The following is a 231-nucleotide window of genomic DNA, read 5'->3' on the forward strand; positions in this document are numbered from 1 at the left end:
GGAGGCATCCCATGAAAACGGGAGCACTCAGGACGAATGACGTCGAATCCGACGAAATTACTGATTTTGATAGAGAATTTCTGTTTACTTCCGGCACCGGACAATTGCGGGCCAAAGGTATTCGCGAAAAGATAACGCTGCCCGCCCGGGGCGGCGAAGATGTTGCAAGCCCTTTGCAGCAGGCAATAAAGGGCGCTTTCGAGCGGGCACGCAGGGCGGGACAAGACAATC

General features: G+C 54.5%; 1 pseudogene. It reads left to right on the forward strand.

Annotation, left to right across the window (positions count from 1 at the left end):
* Window positions 1–11: 11 nt before the first annotated feature.
* Window positions 12–231, forward strand: a pseudogene (locus tag SB816_RS35410) (isochorismate synthase); the annotation flags it as partial.

The organism is Achromobacter sp. SIMBA_011, from assembly GCF_046535435.1.
Classification (GTDB): domain Bacteria; phylum Pseudomonadota; class Gammaproteobacteria; order Burkholderiales; family Burkholderiaceae_B; genus Achromobacter; species Achromobacter dolens.